Annotated in this window: 19 protein-coding genes; 9 read left to right on the forward strand and 10 right to left on the reverse strand. The window is 72.1% G+C overall.

Translation table 11 applies throughout. The features are described 5' to 3' along the window. Positions 1-5 precede the first annotated feature (5 nt). Positions 6-1637, reverse strand: coding sequence for a DUF6297 family protein (locus tag ABEA30_RS15155; protein ID WP_345584336.1), 1632 nt, complete (start codon positions 1635-1637; stop codon positions 6-8). 2 nt (positions 1638-1639) lie between these two features. Further along, positions 1640-2284, reverse strand: a complete 645-nt coding sequence (locus tag ABEA30_RS15160) for an ABC transporter ATP-binding protein (protein WP_345584338.1) — start codon at positions 2282-2284, stop codon at positions 1640-1642. Positions 2285-2358: 74 nt separating this feature from the next. On the opposite strand from ABEA30_RS15160, the gene ABEA30_RS15165 reads away from it, so the two are divergent. Together ABEA30_RS15165 and ABEA30_RS15170 are read left to right on the forward strand one after the other, a co-directional pair. Next, positions 2359-3066, forward strand: coding sequence for a demethylmenaquinone methyltransferase (locus ABEA30_RS15165; protein ID WP_345584340.1), 708 nt, complete (start codon positions 2359-2361; stop codon positions 3064-3066). After that, on the forward strand, positions 3063-4769 hold the full coding sequence (locus ABEA30_RS15170) for a TM0106 family RecB-like putative nuclease (RefSeq protein ID WP_345584342.1): 1707 nt from the start codon (positions 3063-3065) through the stop codon (positions 4767-4769). The genes ABEA30_RS15165 and ABEA30_RS15170 overlap by 4 nt, the downstream gene beginning before the upstream one ends. Here the strand turns inward: ABEA30_RS15170 and menD are convergent. From menD to ABEA30_RS15190, 4 genes are read right to left on the reverse strand one after another with little or no spacing between them, the layout of a single operon-like run. After that, positions 4735-6273 carry a 2-succinyl-5-enolpyruvyl-6-hydroxy-3-cyclohexene-1-carboxylic-acid synthase gene (gene menD, locus ABEA30_RS15175; RefSeq protein WP_345584344.1) on the reverse strand — a complete coding sequence of 513 codons (1539 nt, stop codon included), beginning with the start codon at positions 6271-6273 and terminating at the stop codon, positions 4735-4737. The two genes, ABEA30_RS15170 and menD, sit on opposite strands and share 35 nt — an antisense overlap. Beyond that, entirely contained in the window at positions 6270-7196 is a 927-nt protein-coding gene (locus ABEA30_RS15180) for an o-succinylbenzoate synthase (protein ID WP_345584346.1), read from the reverse strand. Before ABEA30_RS15180 ends, menD begins: the two co-directional genes overlap by 4 nt. After that, entirely contained in the window at positions 7193-8071 is an 879-nt protein-coding gene (locus ABEA30_RS15185) for a 1,4-dihydroxy-2-naphthoate polyprenyltransferase (RefSeq protein WP_345584348.1), read from the reverse strand. Before ABEA30_RS15185 ends, ABEA30_RS15180 begins: the two co-directional genes overlap by 4 nt. Next, entirely contained in the window at positions 8068-9072 is a 1005-nt protein-coding gene (locus ABEA30_RS15190) for an AMP-binding protein (RefSeq protein ID WP_345584350.1), read from the reverse strand. The genes ABEA30_RS15185 and ABEA30_RS15190 overlap by 4 nt, the downstream gene beginning before the upstream one ends. A 47-nt stretch (positions 9073-9119) precedes the next feature. Between ABEA30_RS15190 and ABEA30_RS15195 the strand changes: the two genes are divergently transcribed. From ABEA30_RS15195 to ABEA30_RS15210, 4 genes are all read left to right on the forward strand, one after another. Further along, complete coding sequence (locus ABEA30_RS15195; RefSeq protein ID WP_345584352.1) at positions 9120-9368, forward strand: PLD nuclease N-terminal domain-containing protein; 249 nt, start codon at positions 9120-9122, stop codon at positions 9366-9368. 63 nt (positions 9369-9431) lie between these two features. Beyond that, positions 9432-10052, forward strand: coding sequence for a dihydroxyacetone kinase subunit DhaL (dhaL, locus tag ABEA30_RS15200; protein WP_345584354.1), 621 nt, complete (start codon positions 9432-9434; stop codon positions 10050-10052). 42 nt (positions 10053-10094) lie between these two features. Then, the gene (locus ABEA30_RS15205) at positions 10095-10913 is read left to right on the forward strand and encodes a nucleotidyltransferase family protein (protein ID WP_345584356.1); all 819 of its coding nucleotides are present in this window, start codon (positions 10095-10097) and stop codon (positions 10911-10913) included. Beyond that, positions 10910-12097 carry a GHMP family kinase ATP-binding protein gene (locus ABEA30_RS15210; protein WP_345584358.1) on the forward strand — a complete coding sequence of 396 codons (1188 nt, stop codon included), beginning with the start codon at positions 10910-10912 and terminating at the stop codon, positions 12095-12097. Before ABEA30_RS15205 ends, ABEA30_RS15210 begins: the two co-directional genes overlap by 4 nt. Positions 12098-12174: 77 nt before the next feature. On the opposite strand, the gene ABEA30_RS15215 is transcribed toward ABEA30_RS15210, so the two are convergent. The 3 genes from ABEA30_RS15215 to ABEA30_RS15225 form a co-directional block, all read right to left on the reverse strand. Further along, entirely contained in the window at positions 12175-13029 is an 855-nt protein-coding gene (locus ABEA30_RS15215) for a hypothetical protein (protein ID WP_345584360.1), read from the reverse strand. 147 nt (positions 13030-13176) lie between these two features. Then, complete coding sequence (locus ABEA30_RS15220; protein ID WP_345584362.1) at positions 13177-14088, reverse strand: cation diffusion facilitator family transporter; 912 nt, start codon at positions 14086-14088, stop codon at positions 13177-13179. Between the two features lie 46 nt (positions 14089-14134). Next, on the reverse strand, positions 14135-15076 hold the full coding sequence (locus tag ABEA30_RS15225) for an NAD(P)-dependent oxidoreductase (protein ID WP_345584364.1): 942 nt from the start codon (positions 15074-15076) through the stop codon (positions 14135-14137). Between the two features lie 110 nt (positions 15077-15186). On the opposite strand from ABEA30_RS15225, the gene ABEA30_RS15230 reads away from it, so the two are divergent. Together ABEA30_RS15230 and ABEA30_RS15235 are read left to right on the forward strand one after the other, a co-directional pair. After that, the gene (locus ABEA30_RS15230) at positions 15187-18294 is read left to right on the forward strand and encodes a glycine--tRNA ligase (RefSeq protein WP_345584380.1); all 3108 of its coding nucleotides are present in this window, start codon (positions 15187-15189) and stop codon (positions 18292-18294) included. A gap of 19 nt (positions 18295-18313) precedes the next feature. Beyond that, positions 18314-19777, forward strand: coding sequence for a patatin-like phospholipase family protein (locus ABEA30_RS15235; protein ID WP_345584366.1), 1464 nt, complete (start codon positions 18314-18316; stop codon positions 19775-19777). On the opposite strand, the gene ABEA30_RS15240 is transcribed toward ABEA30_RS15235, so the two are convergent. Next, positions 19774-20400 carry a hypothetical protein gene (locus ABEA30_RS15240; RefSeq protein ID WP_345584368.1) on the reverse strand — a complete coding sequence of 209 codons (627 nt, stop codon included), beginning with the start codon at positions 20398-20400 and terminating at the stop codon, positions 19774-19776. The two genes, ABEA30_RS15235 and ABEA30_RS15240, sit on opposite strands and share 4 nt — an antisense overlap. A 165-nt stretch (positions 20401-20565) precedes the next feature. On the opposite strand from ABEA30_RS15240, the gene ABEA30_RS15245 reads away from it, so the two are divergent. Beyond that, positions 20566-20958, forward strand: coding sequence for a DUF488 domain-containing protein (locus ABEA30_RS15245; protein ID WP_345584370.1), 393 nt, complete (start codon positions 20566-20568; stop codon positions 20956-20958). Positions 20959-21092: the final 134 nt, after the last annotated feature.

Raw genomic sequence — 21092 nt, forward strand, 5'->3', positions numbered from 1 at the left:
GCAGGTCAGCGCTTGCGCTGGACCTTGATCTTGTCGCGGGGCGCCGCCGTACCGTCGCGGCGGCGGCGCTCCTCGTCGAGCTGACGCTTCTGCTCCTCCTGCTGCTCCATGAGCTGCTCGCGGTCCAGGCCGCTGCGCAGGATCATGAAGGCGATGAGGCCCACCACCAGCGAGATCCACACCGGCCACCCCAGCACCACGGGCAGGGTCACCAGCGCGACCATGTCGACGCCGCGCAGCAGCGAGAACATCAGGCCGGGCGGCATGGCACCGAACCCCGTCGACATGATGGGGCCCGAATAGTCCGGCGGGCGCGCCGAGACCCAGCGCACGGCGCCGAGGAACCCGGCGATGCCGGTCACGACCGCGGCCGAGGCCGCGTCGACCGGGGCGACGGCGACGCCGCCGCCGACGCCCATGAACGCCGGCAGCGCCGCGATGGACCACAGCAGCGCGAGCACGCCGGGCACCACCATCGCGGCCTGCTTGACCTTGCCCGGGTCGAACGGGAAGCAACGTTGCAGGCCCTTGGTGCGGGTCAGCACGCGCAGCGAGTTCATGAACGGGATCAGCGCCGCGACGAGCACGAGCGCGGAGATCGGCGGGTTGAGCGTGGCCAGGCCGAGCGCCTGCACGGCGTAGGGCACCACGACGGTGGCGGCCAGCGTCAGCAGGCGCAGCGGCTGGCGCCAGAGGCGCTGCACGTCGCGCATGACCAGGGCGTTCATGCCCGAACCCGACCCGCGGGTCGGGTTCACGTGGCCGCGCTCGCGTGCCTTGGCCTCGATGAGGATGTCGCGGATGAGCGCGAACTCCAGGGCGAAGGCCGCACCCTGCAGGCCGCTCAGCAGTGACCCGCCCGCGGTGAGGCGGTTGCGGCGCACGCCGCGGAGGCGGTGGTGGGCGACCAGGCCGGCCACGACGACCAGCAGCAGGCCTGCACCGGCCACGATGTAGGCGAGTTCGACGGCGAGGATCTTCGCCTCGCCGAGGTCGAGCCAGCCGGCCGCGCCGAAGACCAGGATGACGAGCGTGCCGATGGCGGCCGCGCCGATGATCCACTGCAGCGTGATGACGACCCAACGGCGGTCGAGGCCCTGTTCGGCGGCGGCGAACGCCAACAGGCCCGCGGCGCCGAAGCCGCCGGCCAACGCCCAGATGCCGACTTCCGCCAGCGACGACCCCGTCAGCGCCGCCACCAGCGCGCCGAGCAGGCCGCCGACCACGAGCGCGAGGACGATGGCCGCGACCAGCCTGCCGGCCAGCAGCCGGCGTCGGTCCGTGGGGCCGTCCATCAACCAGAAGCCCTCGGCGGCCGACGCCACGACGGGGCCGAACATGCGCGACAGCACCAACGTGGACGCGAGGATGCCGGCGACGGCGGCCCAGGGCAGCAGGCCACGCGCAGCCAGGCAGCCGGCGGTGTCACAGACGGCCACCACCTGTTGGGCCCGCACGATCGAGGAGACCAGCATGGCGGTGATCAGCACGATCGAGAACACCATGACGTAACCGTCGGACAGTGCCTGCCACAGGCTCCGGTCTGCGCGCCCGCGGCGCCAATCCTTCATCAGCAGCTTGAGCTGCTTCTCGTCGACGACGCCCACGGCATCGAACCGGTCGTTGGTGGCGGTCAAGGTCAGGCCCCCAGCCGGATGGTGCGCGCGCCGATGGCCTCCAACAGCGACGGCTCGTGGCTGGCCAGCACGATCGCCAGGCCGCCGTCGAGGTCCGCCTTGAGGCGCTGGCCCAGCCAGGCGACGCCCTCCACGTCGAGTCGCTGCTCGGGCTCGTCGAGCACCAGCAGTTGGCGCGGGCGGACGAACGCGGTGGCCAGCGCGAGGCGGCGACGCTGGCCCGACGACAGGGTCGAGGGCAGCTGGCCGGCCTGCGGCACGAGCTGGACCTCCTCGAGCACCTCGTCGACCAGCTCGTCGGGGTGCTCGAGCCCGTGCGCACGGGCGAGCAGGTCGAGGTGCTCGACCACCGACAGGTCGGGGAAGAAGTCGAGGTCGTCGATCACGGTCGCGACGTCGCGCCGGATGACGGGGTTGGTCTCGGAGACCTTGATGCCGTTGACGGTGACGGTGCCCTCGTCGGGCCGGTCCGCGCCGACGAGGCAGCGCAGCACCGTGGACTTGCCGGCGCCGTTGCGCCCCGTGAGCGCCACGGCCTCCCCCGCTCGCACCTTCATGGAGAAGCCCTCCACGATGGTCACCGGGCCATAGCCCTTCTTGAGGTTGTCCACCTGGAGCACGACGTCTTTCTTAGCCACGTCCGCCATTGTCCACCATGTGCGCAACCGGGTCGAACCCGGCGCCCTCGGCAACGGTCGGTGGGCAGCGCTAGGGTGAAACAATGCAGAGTGAGCCCGGCAGCCGCGCGAGCCTCGACAAGCGGCGAGGCGATGTCGCCGCCATGTTCGACGGCGTCGCCAAGCGCTATGACCTGTTCAACGACGTGCTGAGCATGGGGCAGGTGCGCAGGTGGCGCAGAGCCACCGTCGCGGCCGTGGAACCGGAGCCCGGGCAACGCATCCTGGACCTCGCGGCCGGCACCGGTACGTCGTCGGCGGCCCTCGCCGAGCACGGCGCCTACGTGGTGCCCAGCGACATCTCGTTGGGCATGCTCGCGCAGGGTCGCCGCCAGCAGCCGGGCCTCGACTTCGTCGCCGGCGACGCGCTGGCCCTGCCGTTCGACGACGACGCGTTCGACGCCGTGACCATCTCCTACGGCCTGCGCAACGTGGAGCGCACGCTCGACGCGCTGAGGGAGATGCACCGCGTCACGAAGCCGGGCGGCCGCGTGGTGATCGCGGAGTTCTCCTCCCCCACCAACAAGGCGTTCAAGCACGTCTACACCAACTACCTCGTGGCAGCGCTGCCGCGCATCGCGAAGCTGTCGAGCAACCCGGTGGCCTACGGCTACCTGGCCGAGTCGATCCTGGCCTGGCCAGACCAGCAGGGGCTCGCTGACCTGATGCGCGAGGCCGGCTGGCAGGGCGTCGAGTGGCAGGACCACGCGGGGGGCATCGTCGCGCTGCACCGCGGGTGGAAGCGCCGATGAACGGATTCGTGCTGGACGCCTACGCCGCGCGCAGTTGCCCGGTGAAGACGTTCCACACGTTCGACCCCACGGTCACGCAGCCCGACAAGCCGCACGACGAGTCGCTGCGCGAGTCCTTCCAGGGCGGGTCGGACTTCCGCGACGAAGTGCTCAACAGGCTGGTCCTGCGCACCGAGGGCGTGGTGGACCTCCGCGACATGCACGCCCAGGGGGCGTCCTGGGAGGACCGGCAGCAGGCGGCCCTCGAGGCCATGGGTGCCGGCGCGCCGCTCATCCTCGGCGGCGTGCTGCCGATGGACCTCGACGGGCACCGCAGCGGACGGCCCGACGCGCTCGTGCGCGGCGCCGACACCGAGGCCGGCGCCCCCGGCTACTGGCCGTTGAAGGTCAAGCCCTACCGCGTGCGCGAGAAGCAGAACGGTGCCACGCAGCTGCAGGTCTCGACGCTGGGCGCCATCGGCACCCTCGCCCCGCTACCAGACCTGCGCTACCGCCTCTACCGCGAGGGCGTGCTGCTGGAGTTGGCACACCACTGGCGGCTCCTCGAGTCCTGCGGGTTCGCCTCCTCGGCGCCGCTGGCCGCCGTCGTGGGCGACGACCGCGCCGCCGGAGGTGAGCCGTCGGCCACGTGGGTGGACCTCTCGGTGAAGTTCATCCGCACCTATTCGAAGACCGCCGGGCACAAGCTCCGCTCCGCGCTCGAGCGCTACGACCACGAGCACGGCTTCCGCGTGTACGTGGCGGAGCATGCCCGCGAACGCACCGGGGTCGACGACCCGCCCCCGGTGGTACGCCCCATCCGCATCAAGGAGTGCGAATGGTGCGCCTGGTGGCAGGTGTGCCGGCCGCTGATCGACGACGACGACCTCTCGCTGCGCATCTCCAAGGCGCCGCTCGACGTGCGCGAACTGCAGACGCTGCTCAGCCTCGGCATCAAGACCGTGGCGGAGTTGGCCGACGCCGACATCGACGCCATCCTCCCCCGCTACCTCCCGCTCACCGGCCACCGCGACCGGCCGGAGCACCGGCTGCGCCAGGCCGCCCGCCGCGCCCGGATGCTGGCCAGCGGCGTGGAGCTCGAGCGCGTCAGCATCGAGCCCATCGACGTGCCGCGCGCCGCCGTCGAGATCGACCTCGACATCGAGACCGCCGACGACGGCACCGTCTACCTGTGGGGCGTGCTGGTGACCGACGAACGGGGCTCGACGTTCCAGCACTTCAGCCGGTTCGAGCACCTCACGCAACGGTCGGAGACGGCCGTGGCCGCGGAGTTCGCGCGGTGGCTGCTCGGCATGGTGGAGCGCCACCCGGGCCTGAGGGTGTTCCACTACAGCGACTACGAGACGGTGCACTTGCGCCGGCTGGCCGAGCGCAGCGCAGACCCGGCCCTGCTCGCCGCCACCGAACTCATCAGGGACCACTTCACGGACCTGTTCGGCTACGTCCGCGACAACTTCGTCGGGGTCGACGGCCTGGGGCTCAAGGTGGTCGCCAGCCGCGGCGCCGGCTTCCGGTGGCGCGACGAGGAGCCGGGCGGCCTCGCGTCCCAGACGTGGTTCTCGCAGGCGGTGGACTCCGACGCGGAGGCGGAGCGGGCAGCGGCGCGGCAGCGCGTCCTCGACTACAACGAGGATGACGTGCGCGCCACGCTGGCCGTGCGCAACTGGCTCACGGCGCAGGACGGGGCACCGCAGCCACGATGAAGTCGGCGTCCGAGGCGAGCGCCCCGTCGAGCGCCTCCTGGTCAGCCACCCGCACCGCGCGCCAGCCCATCGCCGTGGCCACGGCCACGAGGTCGAGGCCCTGCGGCGTGCCGAACACCCGCTCGAAGCTGTCGGCGTAGTCGGGGGCGCCCTGCTCGAGGGTGTGGAAGATCGACCCGCCGTCGTCGTCGGCGACCACCACCCGCAGCGAGGGCCACGGTTCGAGGGTGGGGCGGACGAGGGCGCCCAGGTCGTGCTGCGCGGTGAGGTCGCCGATCAGCACGGTGCTGGGGCGGCCGTCGGCCAGCGCGATGCCGGTGGCGGTGGCGATGGTCCCGTCGATGCCCGCGACGCCCCGGTTGGCGAACACGCGGGGGGCGTCGTCGGTGGCCGCGATGGAGTCGGCGGCGCGGATGATCGAGCTGGAGCCGAGGACGAGGTCGTGGCCGCCGTCGAGCGACGCGAGGACCGAGCGTGCCACGTGGCGCTGCGAGAAGCCGCCGCCGACTGCGGCGGAGTCGGCGTTGCGCCAGCGCGCCAGCCAGGCCTCGTCCTGGGCGGGCAGTTCCACGACGTCTGCCACGACGACGGCGCGGTGCCCCGGGTCGGGCCAGTCCGCCGTCGACGTGACGACGACGAGTTCGACGTCGGCCCGGGACATGAGCGCGGTCACCGGCCGCGACAGCGTGGGGTGGCCGAACACGACGACGCGCTCGATGTCGCCGCCGAGCGTGGCCAGCAGGCGCCGGTAGCCGGCGATCGCACAGTCGCCTCCGCGGGCGTTCGAACTGGGTTCGGCGAACAGCGGCGCCCGGGCGGCCTCCGCCACGCGGCGGGCCTCGGCCCCCACCTCGGGCGGCGCGTCTCCCGCGAGCACGACCGTGCGCAGCGGCTCCTCGAGCCTGTGCGACGGGCCGGGTCTGCTGGGGGTCACCGCCAGCGGCCAGCGGGCGGGCTCGGGCAGCGGCGACACCATCGGCGCGGCGAACTCGGCATTGAGCTGGACCGGCCCGGGGCGGCGGGTGCGGTGCCCGGCGGCCAGCACGACGGCGCGGTGCACGCCGGCGGCCCAGGCCGCCGCGTCGCCCGATTCCGACGACAGGCGCACCACGCCCAGGCCCGCCGGGCCGAGCGCGCCGAGCTGGTCCGCGGTCTGGCTGGCGCCGGTGCCGACGAAGTGTGCGGGCCGGTCGGCGGTGACGAACACCAGCGGGACGCCGGAGGCGCGGGCCTCCATGGCGGCGGGTGCGAGATTGGCGACGGCGGTGCCGGAGGTGGTGATGACCGCCACGGGCCGCTCCGCCGCCTTCGCGAGGCCGAGCGCCGTGAACGACGCCACGCGCTCGTCGACCCGTACGTGCAGCCGCAGCGCCCCCGAGCGGGCCGCGCGGTCGACGGCCAGCGCCAGCGCTGCGCTGCGCGAGCCGGGCGCGAGCACGACGTCGCGCACGCCGGTGCTGACGAGGGCGTCGACGATGGTGCTGCCCAGGTGGATGCTGCTCATGAGGCCCTCCGCCATCTCTCCAACCAGAACCGGGTGAGCTCCGGGCCCGCTGCGTACCGCTCGAGCAGCGCGGGCTCGACCGTGACGGGGCGCACCGGCAGCACGCCGTCGACGGGGATGAGCGGCTCGGTGACCACGTCGCCGACCAGGAGGCGCCCGGTCTCGAGGCCGCAGGCGTAGGGCAGGTCTGGCAGCGCGGCAGCCAGCGCCACGCCGGCCCTGAGGCCCACCGAGGTCTCCACGGCGCTCGAGACCACCACCGGCAGCCCCAGCTCCTCCGCCAGCCGGAGGCAGGCGCGCACGCCACCCAGCGGCTGCACCTTCAGCACGGCGACGTCGGCCGCCCCGGCACGCTTGACCAGGAAGGGGTCCTCCGCCCGCCGGATCGACTCGTCGGCCGCGATGGGCGTGCCCGGGTCGAGGCGGCGCAGCGCGGCAAGTTCCTCGACGGTGGCGCAGGGCTGTTCGGCGTACTCCAGGCCGTACGGCTCGAGCTCGCGGAGGGCCGCGGCCGCGTCGCGCAGGCCCCAGCCGCCGTTGGCGTCGACGCGCAGCCGGGCGCCGGGGACGGCGGCGTGCACCGCGGCCACCCGCGCCACGTCGTCGTCGATGCTCTGGCCCGTGGCCGCCACCTTGACCTTGAGCGTGGCGCACCCGGAGGCGACTGCCCGCGCGGCGGCCTCCTCGGGCGGCAGCGCCGGCACGATCCCGTTGACCGGCACGCTCGTGCGCACCGGCTCCGGGTACCCGTCCTCGGCCATCTCGACGGCGGCGCGCCACCACGCGGCGGCCTCGGCGTCGTCGTACTCGGGGAACGGGCTCCACTCAGCCCAGCCGGCGGGCCCCTCGAACAGGACGCCGCTGCGGCGGGTGAGGCCGCGGAAGCCGACGGTGAGCGGGATGTCGTAGACGAAGGGCGTCATGCCAGGTAGATCCCGACGAGCAGCCCCAACCCGATGCCGATCTCGGCGAAACCGGTGGACTGGATCACGGGGATGAGCCCGCGGCCGTTGGCGCCGCCGAGCACGCGCCGCAGCGGCTCCACCAGCAGCCCGACGGCGAGCAGCGCGACCAGGGCCCACCACGTGGTGAGCGCGGCGAAGGCCACCACGGTGAGCACCGTCAGCAGCACCAGCGCCAGGTAGAAGAGGCGGCTGTTGCGGTCACCCAGCCGGGCGGGCAGCGTCATCTTGCCCGAGAGCCGGTCCGTGGGAATGTCGCGCAGGTTGTTGGCCACCAGGATGCCGCTGGCCAGCGCGCCGACGGCGGCCCCGGCGAGCCACGCGTGCCACGGCGCCTCGCCCGAGATGACGTAGGCGGTGCCGACGGTGGCCACCAGCCCGAAGAACACGAACACCATCACCTCGCCCAGGCCGAGGTAGCCGTAGGGCCGGGCGCCGCCGGTGTAGTACCAGGCGGCGAGGATGGCCGCGGCACCCACGAGCAGCAGCCACCAGTGGCCGGTGATGGCGACGACCGCCAGCCCCGCGACGGCGGCCACGCCGAACGACAGGAACGCGGCGCGCTTCACCGCCGACGGCGAGGCGAGGCCGGAGGCGGTGATGCGCAGCGGGCCCACGCGGTCGTCGTCGGTGCCGCGCACGCCGTCGGAATAGTCGTTGGCGTAGTTGACGCCCACCTGCAGCGCCAGCGCCACCACCATGCAGAGCGCCGCGATGCCCCAGTGGTGGTCGCCGAGCGCTGCCGCAGAGGCAGCTCCGGCGAGGATGGGGGCGACGGCGGCGGGGAGGGTGCGGGGGCGCGCCCCTGCCACCCAGACGGAGAGGGAGTCGTTCATGATTGGACCAATCCTAGGAGGATTCCCCGGTCCGGTTTGCCGCCGCCGGTGCGGGGCAGCGCGTCGAGGGTGACGAGTTGGCGTGGGAGGGCGGCCGGTGGCAGCGTGCCGCGGAGGTCGTCGCGCCAGGATGCGAGGGTGCCGGAGGTGGCGAACAACACCACGCGCGCACCCCACTCCGCGTCGTCGACAGCCAGCACGTCGGTGTCGGGGTCGAGCGCGGCCACGGCCCGGCGCACCTGGGCCAGGTCGACGTTGACGCCGCCGCTGATCACCACGTCGTCGAAGCGGCCGTCGATGACCAGCCGCCCGGCCTCGAAGTGCCCGCGGTCGTTGGTCACCACCATGCCGTTGACCGCACTGGGGCGAAGTGCGCCCGAGTCGTCCAGGTACCCCTCGAACACCGTCGGGCCACCGATCCCGATGCGCCCACGCTCCCCCAACGTGACCTCCACGCCGGGCAGCGGCGCCCCGTCCCACACGACGCCGCCACAGGTCTCGCTCATGCCGTAGGTCTCGATCACCCGGACGCCCTCGGCCTCAGCGCGGCTCCGCAGCTCGGGGCGCAGCGCGGCGCCGCCCACCAACACGGCGTCGAAGCGCGCCAGCATCGCGGTGACCGACGGCGACTCCAGCGCGCGGTACAGCTGCGTCGCCACGATCGAGAGGCAGTTTCGGCCGGGGGCGGGGTCCAGGCCGCTGAGGTCGGAGGCCGCGGTGCGCACGCCGTCGCCCAGGTGCCCGCGCACGAGCACCATGAGGCCGGCCACGTACTGCGGCGCCAGCGTGAGGTGCCAGGTGGCGTCGAAGCCCAGCCTCTCCCGGGCTGCGCGGGCGGCGGCGGTCAGCGCGTCGCGGTGCAGGACCACCAGCTTCGCGTCACCGGTGGAGCCGGAGGTGGCCACGACGACGCAGCCGTCGGGCGCCTGCCCTTGGCCGGGCGCGAGCCACAGGCCAGCGCCGCCGTCGAGGAGGTGCGCGACGTGGCTGATCAACTGCATCCCGCCACCATAAACCGGGCCCGAGGTGCGGTGGGTAGACTTGTCCCATGCCCAGGGTCCTGCTGATCATCGCAGTGGTGATGCTCACCGTGTACTGCGTGGTCGAGGTCGCGCAGTCGCGCGGTTACCGGGTCCGCGCGATGCCGCGCTGGCTGTGGGCGTTCGCCGTGATCGCGCTGCCGGTGGTGGGACCCGTGTCCTGGCTCCTGCTCGGCAGGCCGTTGAAGCATCGGCCGCAGGTCCGCGGTCATCGGGCACCCGATGACGACGAGGATTTCCTGCGCGGCCTGCACTGAGTAACGCGGCGTTCATGTTCGGCGCGTACAATCGCGGCCGATGTCTGCTCTGAGGAGGACGAAGTGGGAGCCGGAGTGATGGTGGTGGCCGAGTGGCTGCTGGAGTGCTCACGCGAGTTCGTCGCACGCAAGGACGAACTCGACGGCCTCGACCGGCTGCTGGGCGACGGCGACCACGGCACCAACATGGTGCGTGGCTTCGCGGCCGCCGAAGACCTCGACCTCAGCGCTCAGCAGCACGCCGCCGAGGCGCTGCGACAGGTGGGCATGGCCCTCGTCCAGAACGTCGGCGGCGCCTCCGGGCCGCTGTTCGGCACGTTCTTCCTGCGCGCCGGCGCCCATTGGGACCCGTCGCTGACCACGCACGGCATCGCGGTGGCGGTGCGCGAGGCGATGCGCGGCGTGCAGGCCCGCGGCAAGGCCACTGTCGGCGACAAGACGATGATCGATGCGCTGGCCCCCGCCTCCGCCTCCCTCGACGCGTCCGCCGCTGCGGGCGAGGACGTCGCCGTCGCCCTGGAGAAGGCTGCGGCGGCCGCAGAGCACGGGCGTGACGCCACCGTCGACATGGTGGCGAAGAAGGGTCGCGCCGCCCTCAAGGCCGACCAGTCGGTGGGGGTCGTGGACCCCGGGGCGGTGTCGATGGCGCTGATTCTGCGCACGGCCGTTCGCCACATCGGCTGACCGCTTCGCGTCGTCCCGGGGGCGGGCAATAGGGTGGGGGCCATGAGCTATGAGGCACCTCACAAGGCAGTCATCCTGGCCCGCGGGCTGGGTTCGCGCATGCGCAAGGAGGCTGAGGGTGTCGCCCTCAGCGAAGAGCAGTCCAAGGCCGCCGATGCCGGCGTGAAGGCGATGATCTCGGTCGGGCGTCCGTTCCTCGACCACGTCATCTCCGCGCTGGCCGACGCCGGGTTCACCGACATCTGTCTGGTGATCGGCCCGGAGCACGACATGATCCGCGAGTACTACGACAACGTGGCCAAGGAGCGCATCACCGTCTCCTACGCCATCCAGGAGGAGCCGCTGGGCACCGCCAACGCCGTGCTGGCTGCCGAGGAGTTCGCCGGCGACGACCGCGTCCTGGTCATCAACTCCGACAACTACTACCCGGCGGAGGCGCTCGAGCTGCTGGCCGACGTGCCGGGTTCCGCGCTGGTCGGCTTCACCCGCAACGGCATGCTGACCAAGTCCAACATCGCACCCGATCGCATCGCCGCCTTCGCGCTGGCCACCGCTGATGCTGAGGGCAACCTCGACGAGCTGGTCGAGAAGCCCAGCCAGGAGACCATCGAACGCCTCGGCGACGACGCGGTCATCTCGATGAACTGCTGGCTGTGCACGCCGGCGATCTTCGCCGCCGCCAAGGCCATCCCGATGTCGGCCCGCGGCGAGTACGAGATCACCGACGCCGTGCGCCGCGCCATCGAGGACGGCGACCCGTACAAGGTCGTCAAGGCCGACGCCGGCGTGCTCGACATGAGCAACCGCGGCGACATCGCCTCCGTCGTCGAAGCCCTGGGTGACCGCGAGGCCCGCCTGTGAAGTGGTTCGTCCCCGGCCGCCTCGAGGTCCTCGGCAAGCACACCGACTACGCCGGCGGCCGCTCGCTGCTGGCTGCCGTGGACCGGGGCATCACCATCACCCTGGAGGACTCCGACAAGGGCTTCCGTGCCTCCACCACCGCCGTTCCCGGCGAGCTGGAACTCACCCCCGGCACGCCGTCGGAGCTGCCGAAGGGCCACTGGGGCAACTACGTGCAGGCAACGCTGGACCGGTTGCACCTCAACTTCGGCGAGCTGAAGCCGGCACGCCTCGTGATCGACTCCAACCTGCCGCTGGCCTCGGGCATGAGCTCGTCGTCGGCGCTCGTGGTGGCGGTGGCGCTGGCCGTCATCGACCACAACGACATCCGCGAGCGTGCGGAGTGGAAGGCCAACATCCACGACGACATCGACCTGGCCGGTTACATGGCCACGATGGAGAACGGCCTGACGTTCGGCACCCTGGAGGGCCTGCGCGGCGTCGGCACGTTCGGCGGCTCGGAGGACCACACGGCGATGCTGTGCTGCCACGAGGGCAAGCTCACCGAGTTCACGTTCTGCCCCATCGAGGAGGGCACCTCGGTGGACCTCCCTGCGGAGTGGTCGTTCGTGGTCGCGGTCTCCGGCGTGCTGGCGGAGAAGACCGGCTCGGCGCTCGAGTCCTACAACAACGCCTCGCTGCGGGCCCGTGAGCTGGCCGAGGCGTGGAACGACGCCACCGGCCGCGAGGACGCCGTGCTCGCCGACGCCCTGGCCTCCGACGAGGACGCCCTCGAGGGGCTGCGTGCGATCGCGGCCTCCGACGAGGGGTTGACGAAGCGGCTGACCGCGTTCGTCACCGAGTCCGAGGTGGCGATCCCGCAGGCCGTCAAGGCTCTGCAGGCCGGCGACTTCGAGGCATTCGGCCGAGCCGCGGACCTGTCGCAGCGCAACGCGGATGAGCAGTTGGGCAACCAGATCCCCGAGACCAACCGGCTGCAGGCGCTGGCCCGGGAGCTGGGCGCGACGGCCTCGGCCGGCTTCGGCGCGGGCTTCGGCGGTTCCGTGTGGGCCCTGGTCAAGACCGAAGGGGCCACTGCGTTCGCCGACAAGTGGCTCGCGGCCTACGTGGCGGAGTACCCGAAGGTCGCCGAGACGGCCTCCACCATCGTCACCCGCCCCGGGGGCCCCGCTCGCCGCCTCTGACCCCGGTGACGGATCCACACTCGACCACAGCGCCCTGCGGCTCCTGCCGCGGGGCGCTGCCGTTGAGGGTGGATCTGTCACCGGGCCTTGCGCATCGCCACCGCCGCCTTCATCTGGGCCGCCAGGTCCTTCAGGGTCGTGGCGGTGAAGTGCAGCACCGTCCACCCGGCGAGGGCCAGTTCGTTCCACTTGATGCGGTCGGAGATGAATGCCTCGTGGCTCTTGTGGTGCTGCCATCCGTCGACCTCCGCAGCGATCGCCAGCTCCGGGATCGCGAGGTCGACGAAGTAGAGCTTGCCCTCGATCTCCACGGGATGATTGGCGACCCACTCGGGGAGGTGAATCTGCCTCAGCAGCACGTGCGCCTCCCGCTCCAGTTCTGACCAGGGTTCCGCCCGGGACTCTGCCAGCAAGCGGGCGCGTTCCTTGTTGCCGCGGCGCCGCCCGGTCACCGCCAGGGCGTCGTGCAGGTCCTCGAGTGTGACCACACCGCGCCGCAGCGCCTGATCGATCGCCTCTCCCCCGAGGGTGTCGGTGAGGTCGAGCACCGTGAGCGCCGGGTCGCTCAGGAAGTGCTCGCCGTTCCACGCCTTCAGCTCCGCGGGGACGGCTCGACGCTCCACGCTGAACCCCTTCTGTGCCCGGGCACTGGTGGGATCCGCGAACTGCACGGCGTCGACCGCCAGTTCGGGCCACCAGCTCAGCTTCGCCGCCGTATCCCTGACGAACACCGCGTTGGGACAGACCTCGCGGGCCACCGCGACCCGCACCTCGAACGAGGTCGCCGCCTCGGGAGTCGAGTAGCAGCCGCCGAGCACCCGCTCCAGCTGCCCACCGGCCACGTACCGGTCGATGACGCGGGCGAGCTTGGGCAGGCTCGTCCGCGAGATGTAGCCGGCCCGCTCCAATTCCTGCTGGATCTCCTCGTTCACGCCTTCACTATTGGCAGCGGGGGCCCCGATCCACCGCGGGCTCCCGGCCCTGTGGACAATTCGCGACCAGCGGGACAGCGGCGGCGACAAGACGCCCGTCGTGACCGGTCGAGGGGGCCCGGCTCAGCGCAGGCAGGGACGGCACCCCTAGATCAGGAACTCGTCCTCGTAGCTGCGGGGGTCCTCGATGGGCTCGAGGTGGCCGAGCACCCGCAGGTCGGGGAACTCGCCCTGGATGAGGTCCACCAGGTCCTCCATCCGGTCGTGCCCCTCCTGCACCGTCCAACTGCCGGGCACCAGCATGTGCATCTCCATGAAGGCGCGGGCGCCGGAGACGCGGGTGCGGAAGGCGTGGAAGTCCACTTCCTCGGTGGTGTGCGCAGCCAGGATCTCGCGCAGCCTGTCGTTGGCCTCCTTCGGCAGGGCCTCGTCCATGAAGCCCGACGACGATTCCATCACCAGCCGCCACCCGGTCCACAGGATGTTGAGGCCCACGAGGATCGCCAACACCGGGTCGAGCCAGAACCAGCCGGTGAGGCCCACCAGGATGACGCCCACCAACACGCCGGCCGTTGTGATGAGGTCGGTGTAGAGGTGGTTGGCGTCTGCCCGCAGCGTGATGGAGTTGTGCTTGCGCCCGGCGCGCATCAGCACGAACGCGACGGCGCCGTTGACCAGCGCTGCCACCACCGAGATCGCGAGGCCCAGCCCCACTTCCTCGAGGGGCTGCGGGTCCATGAGACGGCGGATGGCGAACACCAGGATGGCCGCGGCCGCCACGAAGATCATGACGCCTTCCACCGCGGCGCTGAAGTACTCGGCCTTGGTGTGCCCGAAGTGGTGGTTCTTGTCTGCTGGCTTGGCCGCCACCTTCAGCACGTACAGCGCCACGAAGGCGGCCACGAGGTTGACGACAGACTCTGCCGCATCCGACAGGAGGCCGACCGACCCGGTGACCCACCACGCCCCGGTCTTCAGCAGGATCGTGACGATTGCGGCGGCGATGGAGAGCCACGCGAACCTGGTCAGGTCGACGCGCTGCGAGGGAGTGGATTGCACGCGTCCATCGTGGCCCTCCGTGCCGGTCAAGACAAGCCGGGCCGTGTCACCGCATGAGGTTGCGGACCGTTCCGCCCGTAGTCAGCGCGTGGATCTGCGCCCCGAGGAAGGCTGAGGCCCCGGTCGGACGGTCGCTGGCGATGTGCGGGGTGATGAGCACGTTCGGCTCGTCCCACAGCGGCGACTCCTGCGGCAAGGGCTCCACCGACGTCACGTCCAATGCTGCGGCGGCCAGCCGGCCCGAGCGCAGCGCCGCCACCAGCGCCCCTTCGTCGACGGTGGTGCCGCGCCCCACGTTGACCACCAGCGCGCCCTCCTTCAGCGCAGCCAGGCGTTGCGCGTTGAGCGCGTTCGCCGTCGACTCCAGGCTGGGCAGGATCATCACGAGGATGTCGGTGGCACCCAGCAGTTCGTCGAGCCCGTCGTCGGCGACCACCGGGAACCCGTGCCGCTCCCCCGCGCTCCGGGCGACTCCCGTCACCTCGGCCCCCAACGACTTCAGCAACGGCGCGACAGTGCCGCCGATGGACCCGAAGCCCCAGACGGTGACGCGCGCACCGCGCAGGCTCACCACTCGCCCGTCGTCGCCGCGGGGCGCCACGGCGCCGCCAAGGTGGTGGTCCCAGGTGTGTTCGCGCTGCCGTCGCATCGCCAGCGGGAGGAACCGCACCAGCGCCAGCGTGAGGGCGAGGACGTGCTCGGCCACGTTGTCGTCGTGCAGCCCGACGCCGTTGGCCAGCAGCACGTCGTCGGCGAACCCCGCCGCCACGACGGTGTCGGCACCCGCCGCCAACCCCTGCACCAGCCGCAGCCCGGCCATGCGCCGGGCCGCGTCCTCCAGCACCTGCTGCGGCTGGCCCCACACGACGAGGACCTCGGCGTCCACGTGCTCCTCGGGCACCGCCTCGTCATGCGGCACGACGACGACCTCCACGCCGTCGAACTGCGGCGCCTCACCGGGGTAGCTGCTGGGAATGACAACCTTCATGCACGCACACTATCCGTGCGGGCGCCGCTCTCCCCGCGAGCACCGCCCACCCCGCGGGCGCCCGATGGGATTCCACGGCGCGAACTCGATAGCATGACGGGGTGCTGACCATGCAAGATGCCCTCCGCCGTCTCTCCGACTACTGGACCTCGAAGGGTTGCCTCACCTGGCAACCGTTCAACACCGAGGTCGGGGCGGGGACGATGAACCCCGCCACGGTGCTGCGCGTGCTGGGACCGGAGCCGTGGGACGTCGCCTACGTCGAGCCGTCGGTGCGCCCGGACGACTCGCGCTACGGCGAGAACCCCAACCGCCTGCAGATGCACACGCAGTTCCAGGTGATCCTGAAGCCGGAGCCCGGCAACCCGCAGGAGTTGTACCTCGGCTCGCTCGAGGCGCTGGGCATCGACCTGTCCGCCCACGACGTGCGCTTCGTCGAGGACAACTGGCAGCAGCCCGCCATCGGCGCGTGGGGCCTGGGCTGGGAGGTCTGGCTCGACGGCATGGAGATCACCCAGTTCACCTACTTCCAGCAGGTGGGCGGCCAGAACCTCGACCCCATCCCGGCCGAGCTGACCTACGGCGTCGAGCGCATCCTGATGGCACAGCAGGGCGTGACGCACTTCAAGGACATCGTCTACTCCATCGCCTCCGACGGCCGCCCTGTCACGTACGGCGAGGCGTTCGGCCAGCAGGAGTATGAGATGAGCCGCTACTACCTCGACGACGCCGACGTCGACGCCAATCGCCGCCTCTACGAGACCTACGTGGCCGAGGCCACCCGCATGGTCGAGGAGCGCCTGCCCGTGCCGGCGCACGCCTACATCCTCAAGTCCAGCCACGCGTTCAACGTGATGGACGCCCGCGGCGCGATCTCCACCACCGAGCGCGCCAAGGCGTTCGCGACGATGCGCCGCCTCATGCGCGACACCGCCGCGCTGTGGATCGAGCGCCGCGAGGAACTCGGCTTCCCGCTGCTGCGCGAGGCCGAGGACCCGGCCCGGTCCCTGAGCGTCGCCGGCGAGGACCCCGCCCGGTCCCTGAGCGTCGCCGGCGAGGAACGAGCCAGCGACGACGAAGGGCCGCGCAACCTTCCCGACGAGCCCCAGACCCTCGCCTTCGAGATCGGCGTGGAGGAACTCCCGCCGCACGTGGTGCCGCAGACCATCGACGCCGTGCGCGCCGCCCTCACCGAGAAGCTCGGCGCCACGCGCCTGACCTACGGCGACATCACCGTCGACGGCACGCCGCGCCGCATCGTCGCAGTGGTCGACGGCGTGGCCGCCCGTGAACCCGACGCCGAGCAGCTGCGCAAGGGCCCCAAGTGGAGCGCGGCGTTCGACGCCGACGGCAACCCCACCAAGGCGCTCGAGGGCTTCATGCGTGGCCAGGGCGTCACCGCTGACCAGGTGGTGAAGGCCGAGATCGGCGGCAACGAGCACGCCGCCGTGTCCGTGCAGGTGGAGGGGCGCCACGTCATCGATGTCGCCGCCGAGGCCATCGCCTCCATCGTCGGTGGCCTGCGCGCCGAGAAGAACATGCGCTGGAACGACGCGAACCTGTCGTTCTCCCGCGCCATCCGCTGGCTGGTGGCGCTCTGGGGCGAGACCGTCGTGCCGGTCAGCGTCTCCGGCCTGAGCGCCGGCCGGACCACCTACCTGCAGCGCCCCGTCGCGGGCCAGGAGGACGGCACCCGCGCCGACGGCGCACTCGTCGGCCACGTGGACGTCGCCTCCGCCGCAGAGCTGCTGCCGACCATCGCCAAGGGCGCCATCGAGCTGTCGACGGCGGCGCGCCGCGCGGCGGTCGTCGAGCAGGCCGAGTCCCTCGCCGCGGGCGTGGGTGGCACGATCGACGTCGACGGCGAGGCGGCCGTGATCGACGAGATCACCAACCTCGTCGAGGACCCCCGGGGCGTGCTGGGCAGCTTCGACGAGCGCTACCTGGAGCTCCCTGAGCAGATCCTCACCACCGTCATGCGCAAGCACCAGCGGTACCTGCCCGTGCAGGTCGACGGCAGGCTCGCGCCGTACTTCGTCACGATGGCCAACGGCCTGTGCGACGACGCGGTGGTGCGCGCCGGCAACGAGTCGGTCATCCGCGCCCGCTACGAGGACGCACTGTTCTTCTGGAACGCCGACCTCGCCGCCGAGGACGTGGCGGGCTTCGTGCCCGGCCTCGACCAGCTCACGTTCGAGGACCGCCTCGGCTCCGTGGGCATGCGCGCGCGCCGCATCGCCGACGTCGCGGGCAAACTGGCGGACCGCCTCGGCATCGACGGGGCCGACCGCGAGACCCTGACCCGCGCGGGCCAGCTGGCCAAGTTCGACCTCGCCACCCAGATGGTGGTCGAGATGAGCTCTCTCGCAGGCTTCATCGCCCGTGAGTACGCCGTGCGCAAGGGCGAGACGCAGGCCGTGGCCGATGCCCTCTACGAGATGGAGCAGCCGCACACCTCGGCCGACGCCGTGCCTGCCTCCGTACCGGGTGCGCTGCTCGCGCTGGGCGACCGCTTCGACCTCCTGGCCGCGATGTTCGCGCTGGGCGCCAAGCCCACCGGGTCGTCGGACCCGTTCGGCCTGCGCCGCGCGGCACTGGGCGTGGTGCGCATCCTGCGCGAGTCGGCCGGCACCCCGCTGGAGCGCCTCACCGTCCGCGCCGGGCTGGAGGACGCCGTCGCGCGGCTTGCCGAGCAGGGTGTCGACGTGGCCGAGGACGCCGTCGAGTCCGCGCTGGAGTTCGCCATCGGCCGCTTCGCGCAGCTGCTGCGCGACGAGGGCACCTCCGCCGACCTGGTGGCCGCGGTCCTGCCCGCCGCTGACGCCCCGGGCCGCGCCGCCCGCCTGCTCGCTGAGCTGGACGCGGCGAAGGAGGAGCAGCAGCTGCGCGACCTGGTTGCCACCAACGTGCGCATCGCGCGCATCCTGCCCGACGGCGTCGCGGCCGACTACGACGCTGCGCGGCTGACCGAGCCCGCCGAAGTCGCCCTGCGGGAGGCCGTGGAGGCGGTGCCGGCCGGCACTGCGGACCAGCCCATCGGCGAGGTGCTGTCGCGCACCGCCCCGGTGGTCGCGGCCGCGGCGAGGTTCTTCGACGACATCCTCGTCAACGCAGAGGACGCCGACGTGCGCGCAGCCCGCCAGGGCCTGCTCGGCTCGGTGCTGGCGCTGTCGCCCCTGGGCATCGACTGGAAGGCCCTCGACACGGCCATCGGCTGACGCCAGTACGCTGGGGGGCATGGCAGGCAAGGGTTGGTTCGGGCTCCCGTTCTTCGGACAGGACCCGCAGCCCGAGGTGGTGACCTGCACGCTCTCGGGCGGCGGGTCGCGGGCGTCCTTCCAGTTGGGGGCGCTGGACTACCTGTACAAGCACGACGAGCGGTTCACCCCCTCGGTGTTCGTCGGTACGTCGGCAGGCTCGATCATCGCCAGCGCGCTGGCGCAGGGCGCCACCCGCGACGAACAGCGTGCCTACCTGGAGCGACTGCGCACCATTTGGGACGGCATGCGCGAGCAGGGCGACATGTTCACGCCCCGCCCGTGGTTCTCGACCGTCGAGAAGCAGGGCCCGACTCTCCTGGAACTGGTCAAGCCGCCACGTCCGGAGCCGCCGAAGCCGCGCCAGCCGCTGATCCAGTTGCCGTTCCTGCGCCAGCAGCACCAGACGCCGGTGACGCCATCGTCGCCCGTCGAGGACCTCGACCCACTGGAGCTCGCGCTGCAGCCCGACGAGGAGGTCCGCTCCGAATGGTCGCTGGCCACCATCGGCGCCATGGCCGGCGCCTTCGGCCGGCTTCGGCTGAGCGACCTGAACGCTGTGGCCACGGGGGTCGAACGCACGCGCTCCATGTATCGCCCGGGGCCGGTGCTCGCGCAGTTGCTGGACCACGACATGTTCGTGCCGAACCGGGTGGCCGGCTCGGGGATGACGCTGCGCATCGCCATGGTGGGCCTCGAGTCCGGTGAACTGCGCTTCATGACCCAGGACGGCCAGCTCGTCGACCGCTGGAACGAGCCCTACGACCAGACCCGGCACGACCTCGGCATCGGTGTACTGGCGTCCTGCTCCATCCCTGCGGTCTTCCGGCCGGTGCCGATCGGCGACGAGACCTACGTCGACGGCGGGGCGCGGGAGAACCTGCCGGCCGAGTTGGCGATCGGCCACCTGGGCGGGGCCCGCAACTATGTGATCAGCTCGCAGAGCCAGGGCGTGCAGCGCCGCGCCTCGATGGCGGACGCGGACCTGTTCTCCATCGTGATGCGCTCCACCGAGATCCTCATCGACGAGGCCGGCCGCGACGAGCTGGCATACGCCCACTCGACGGCCTCGCGCGTCATCCACCCCGAGCTCAGCGTGCACGACGCGATGACCGTGCACCCCGCGCTCATCGCGATCAACGAGGCCTACGGCTGGCTGCGCGCCGCCGAGCTGCACCTCGAGCTCGGCGAAAGCGAGGAGGCCCGGCACCGGCGGATCATCGAGTTGCGGATGCGCATCGTGCAGCTGGAGGAGGAGTTCCTGGCGCTGGCGGAGCCCACCAAGCGTGACGTGCAACGGCTCCGCAGCGCCAAGGTGGAGCTGCGCGACACCGTCCGCTCGGCCCACTTCACGCCCATGCCGCCCGGCGCCGACGACTGGTGGCGCAACTGGGAGAAGCACCCCATGCCGCCGTCGGCGGACCCGCCCTGGATGACGCCCTAAGCAGCACGACGGCGGCGCCGGGCCTCCTGCTCCGCCCGGGCGCGCCCGCCGTGCTCGAGCCCGGCCAGCTGGGTCTCCCCCCACCACACCGTCCTGCCGTCCCGCCGGACCCGCACCCGCATCCGCCCGGCCAGGTGTTCCAGCGCCCCTGGCGTGCCGCGCCGTTCGTCGACGAGCGGCACGGGCAGCACCAGCCCCGTGACCTCGGTGCGCCGGGCCGGCGTGGACCTCGCCGCCGGCGAAGGCGACGCACGCCCCCTCCTCCGCGAAGGCCTGTGCCTGTCCCCCCACCACTCGTCAGGGAAGCCCGCCCGGCCCCAGTTCTTCTCCCCGTACACCGCCGCCCCCGTCAGGCCCCACGCCTCTCCGTCGACGACCGCCCCGCCGTCGGCACGTCCGCCGAGCAGCCACGGGTGCCAGTACTGGTTGAGCGCCGGCACGCCCTGGAAATAGCTGGACCCACCGAAGAGCCGGTGCGGCCAGCGCCTGAGGCCGGTCAGCCTGACGTCGAGACGGGCGTCGGAGCCGAGGTCGACGGCGACCCGCCCGTCGTCGCCGAAGAAGCGGCCGTCGAGGGTGCGGGCACCGAGCCCTCCCCGCCGCGCCTCGGCCCCCTCGATCACCGCCTGGTGCCAGGACCCGTCGGAGGTGCCGAGCCCACACAGGGCCCACGGCCCGGAGGCCGACTGCTGGATGCCGATCAGCGCGATCAGGAGCTCACCCTAGACCGGGGCCATGCCGGTCGGGCACGATGGCGATGACCGGAGGAAATCCGCGGAGGAACAGCGATGAGCGCACCGTCCATCAGGACCCGGCGGGTCCACGACCACCTCGACGACCCGGCCAGCACCGAGGGGCTGGTGGTGCCCGTCGACAGGCTCTGGCCCCGTGGCGTGCGCAAGGAGGCCCTCCACCACGACGTGTGGGCCAAGGAGGTCGCCCCCAGCACTGAGCTGCGCACCTGGTTCCACCGGCTGTCGGCCCAGGAGCAGGATCAACGCTTCGACGAGTTCGTGACCCGCTACCGCGAGGAACTGTCCGGCGACTCCGCCGCCGCGCTGGGCGAGCTGGTCGAGCGGCTCCGCGGCGAGAAGGTGGTCACGTTGCTGTTCGGGCTCAAGGACGTGGCGCACAACCACGCCCAGGTGCTCGCGGAGCGGCTACGGGCCAGGCTCCGGTAGCGGCGCCGCGTCCAGCTCCGCGCGTTCGATGCCGATGAGCGCGCCGTAGGTGAACGACGATTCCCGGCTCTTCGTACCTGAGCGTGGGGTGAGCGGGGATCCGATGGCGGGCGTGTCGGCGGGGTGAAGGGGGT

The sequence above is a fragment of the Tessaracoccus lubricantis genome (assembly GCF_039544535.1).
Taxonomy (GTDB): domain Bacteria; phylum Actinomycetota; class Actinomycetes; order Propionibacteriales; family Propionibacteriaceae; genus Arachnia; species Arachnia lubricantis.